Origin of the sequence: Nocardia beijingensis NBRC 16342, from assembly GCF_001612785.1 — a bacterium.
Lineage (GTDB): Bacteria > Actinomycetota > Actinomycetes > Mycobacteriales > Mycobacteriaceae > Nocardia > Nocardia beijingensis.
On record NZ_BDBC01000104.1, the window covers coordinates 1 to 878 of the forward strand.

At 67.1% G+C, this 878-nt stretch carries 1 protein-coding gene; it reads left to right on the forward strand.

Annotation, left to right across the window (positions count from 1 at the left end):
* A partial coding sequence (locus NB3_RS33775) for an AMP-binding protein (RefSeq protein WP_157112176.1) occupies positions 1-878 on the forward strand: 878 nt, incomplete at both ends.

The following is an 878-nucleotide window of genomic DNA, read 5'->3' on the forward strand; positions in this document are numbered from 1 at the left end:
TCGAAAAATACGGCGTCACCATCTACTACACCGCGCCGACGCTGGTACGCACCTTCATGAAATGGGGCCGCGACATCCCCGCCGCCCACGACCTGTCCAGCATCCGCGTACTCGGCTCGGTCGGCGAACCCATCAACCCCGAAGCCTGGCGCTGGTACCGCGAAGTCATCGGCGCCGGCCGCGCCCCCATCGTGGACACCTGGTGGCAAACCGAAACCGGCGCCATCATGATCTCCCCCCTGCCCGGCGTCACCGCCGCCAAACCCGGCGCCGCCATGACCCCCCTGCCCGGCATCTCCGCCCGCGTCGTCGACGAAGAAGGCAAACCGGTCCACCACGGAGAAACCGAAGCCAACGGCTACCTCGTGCTCGACCAACCGTGGCCGTCGATGCTGCGCGGCATCTGGGGCGATCCCGAACGCTACCAAACCACCTACTGGCAACGCTTCGCCGAACAAGGCTGGTACTTCGCCGGCGACGGCGCCAAACTCGACACCGACGGCGACCTGTGGGTCCTCGGCCGCGTCGACGACGTCATGAACGTCTCCGGCCACCGAATCTCCACCGCCGAAGTCGAATCCGCCCTCGTCGCACACCACACCGTCGCCGAAGCCGCCGTCGTCGGCGCCACCGACCCCACCACCGGCCAAGGCATCGTCGCCTTCGTCATCCTCACCGCCGAAGCCCAACCCGGCGACACCCTCATCGACGACCTCAAAACCGAAGTCGCCCGCGAAATCAGCCCCATCGCCAAACCCCGCGAAATCCACATCGTCCCCGAACTCCCCAAAACCCGCAGCGGCAAAATCATGCGCCGCCTCCTGCGCGACGTCGCCGAAGGACGCGAACTCGGCGACACCTCCACCCTCGTCGACCCG